The sequence below is a fragment of the Endozoicomonas atrinae genome, assembly GCF_001647025.1.
In the GTDB taxonomy this organism is placed as follows: domain Bacteria; phylum Pseudomonadota; class Gammaproteobacteria; order Pseudomonadales; family Endozoicomonadaceae; genus Endozoicomonas; species Endozoicomonas atrinae.
The window spans coordinates 1-2,440 of record NZ_LUKQ02000454.1 but is presented as its reverse complement, the minus strand read 5'-3'; the positions used below and the strand labels follow the sequence as shown (position 1 = coordinate 2,440).

Sequence of the window (2,440 nt, the reverse complement as noted above, 5' to 3'; positions counted from 1 at the left end):
GTTACGAAGATATCGTGGATTGCTGCTGCGAGGCCTGGAACAATCTATGCGGCGAAGCTGGACGTCTATTCAGTTTATGCTCTCGTCAGTGGGCAGTTATACAGTAGTTAGAAAAAGCAATTGGTATTACATCATAAATCAGTAATTCTGGTGGCTGGTCTGCCTGATTCTTCAGCGTATACCATGGCTTATTGTTCAGGGGCTTCTTGCTCATCCTTGTTTTCGTCCTTGTCATTAGTGGAAGGATCCTTCGATGACTGCCTGCCATCACTTTCGTACTGCAGATTCAATTGATCCGCCCGGCGATTGTCGGCAGCGATTTCGTCATCAATTTGTTCGCTGTCATAACCCTGTTCAGACACCACTTCTGAACGAGATTTGAAGCCACTGCGCACTGCCAAATTCTGGGCCTGCATATCCTGAACCGGATGCATATAGGGCCAGCCCTGAGCAATCCATTTCACCCGACGATAATCGGCTTTGTTTTTGTGAAATCGGGGCGCATGGATTGCCCCGCTGAGTACGGCCATGTCCAGCCACCGATTCCAGATCGGTCGACAGAACTGGAACACCAATTGATTGTGCTGAATTTGCTGAATGCGTCTGCGGAACTCATTCAGCACCACTCTCAGTGCCCGGTCACTGACACCCTTCATATCGCCGGACAGGATTTCGTATGGCAGCCCAATACCAGCTGCAACGGCCATTAATTGCTGACGGATAAAATCGGGATAATTGCTGGCGGCACCCGGTGGCGTATTGAAGGTAATCTCCTCCCCCGGCGAGAGTTCCTGCATCGTGCCAGGCTCCATTGCCACCATGGGCACACCTTGCAGGTCGTAGACAATCGGTCTGCCCGTGAGTGGATCCACTTTCTCGCCATCCGGCGCTGGCTTGGTGATAAAGCCGGTGAACAGGTTAGCAATCTCCTGCCGCAGCAACGTCGCATCATCAAACTTGTCCAGATGAAACATCCGCAGCAGGACCTGTGTTAGTAGCGGTTGCCCTCTTAATTGCCCTGGCCTTAATGGCTCATAAAGATGCAATACCTGGTCCGCAGGGATACGACGCAGATCTGCCGTATCCAGTGCTGTGTAATCTGAGGGATGCTGCCGATGCATCCAGTAGGCCACCCGCTTACCGACGGCATTAAACTCAATACCCGCTCGGATCTTATGCCCTCTTTTCAGATCGTCGTTGTAATCCCAGGGAACAAACTCTGCTTCCAGTAGCTGCACTTGCAGAGGAGCACTCAATCCGTCTGATGGTTTTCGTGGTCGTAATCGGGCAAAACATTCACCCGCTTCCAGCATGGAACGTACCGCCAGTGATTGCTGACCATAAAAGTCCAACTGTCCATCCGCATCGGATTCATCGGACCAGTCGAGGAACAGTGCCTGCAGGTTCTTGCGAAAGACATCATTCGTGGCTTCCGATTTGGGCTTGATACCAGTCCCCACAATATTGGCCACCAGCTTTTCCAGACCAGAAGCCGCCCAGGGATCATTACGAATCGCCGACCTGGATCGATTGATCAAGGTTCCCAGATTACCGGTCAATGTGTTATTCGGGCCGGAGGATGGGGCTGACCAACTCTGGCTTCTCCGCCCTCGCCCTGCGGAGGTGTAGGCCAGATTTCGGATCGTTTTCGATGATGTCTGCAACCATTTCTGTCGTATCCAGTCAAACAAGGGTGTCCGTCCTCGCAGTAAGAAATGGAGTAGTTGATTTTGAAAGCGGTGGTTATTTCAGTCCTGATTTTGGGCTGTTTTCTGATGATGGCTAACCTGGCGCCCTGCCTGTTGAGTAACCCACAGGGCAACGATAAAGACGACCCAAGAAAGCTGACCGCCGATCAGATCCGGCAATCCATCACAACGCTGATTGTTTTGCTCATAGCCCTGGTGATGGTCCTGCATTTCTGGCGGTAAGATCAGATGCCGCGTCGAGAATAGATGCCATACTGGCGAGGCCGCTTCTGCTGTTTCGCCAGTTCACGCTCAATGGCCTGCAGTCGCCTTTCCATCTCGCCGAAGCTGGCGTATTCCACCTTTCGGCCTTCAAATTCCACGGTGCGGGTTTCCCGCAGCAACACGGCTCGTTTCAGGGCCTGGTATTCAGCATCAGTAATCATGGGTTTACCCATTGAGGTAGGTACTGCGAGAGATTCGACGATTGCGATTCACGGCGATATCCGCTGGTTCTTCTTGTTCTATCTGCACTTCCGGCTCTGGCCGTTGTGCTGCCAGCTGTTCCAGATCCAGTCCTCGATGTTGCTGAAGGATTCTCACAGCCGTCAGCGCATAGACCCGACAATCCAGTGCTTCGTTGCGCTTCTTTTTGGCATCCCATTCAAAGTAGGCAACGCCGTGCTTGTATTTACGTACCTTCTCTTCTGCCGTGGCCTGCTTGAAGTAATCCTCATCAAAGCAGTCTGCAA

Annotated in this window: 4 protein-coding genes; 1 reads left to right on the top strand and 3 read right to left on the bottom strand. The window is 52.1% G+C overall.

Annotated features, from left to right (window positions below; all coding sequences use genetic code 11):
* Positions 1–188: 188 nt before the first annotated feature.
* Complete coding sequence (locus AK963_RS27810) at positions 189–1,691, bottom strand: phage portal protein (protein ID WP_083232927.1); 1,503 nt, start codon at positions 1,689–1,691, stop codon at positions 189–191.
* A gap of 39 nt (positions 1,692–1,730) precedes the next feature.
* Here AK963_RS27810 and AK963_RS27805 point away from each other — a divergent pair, with 39 nt between their 5' ends.
* On the top strand, positions 1,731–1,931 hold the full coding sequence (locus AK963_RS27805; protein ID WP_139117728.1) for a hypothetical protein: 201 nt from the start codon (positions 1,731–1,733) through the stop codon (positions 1,929–1,931).
* A gap of 2 nt (positions 1,932–1,933) precedes the next feature.
* Here the strand turns inward: AK963_RS27805 and AK963_RS27800 are convergent, their stop codons facing one another.
* A complete protein-coding gene (locus AK963_RS27800) occupies positions 1,934–2,146 on the bottom strand; it encodes a phage head-tail joining protein (protein WP_066018528.1) in 213 nt (70 codons plus the stop codon).
* The coding region (locus tag AK963_RS36790) for a terminase gpA endonuclease subunit (RefSeq protein WP_175404697.1) at positions 2,139–2,440 on the bottom strand (302 nt) is incomplete at its 5' end. The genes AK963_RS27800 and AK963_RS36790, both read right to left, overlap by 8 nt.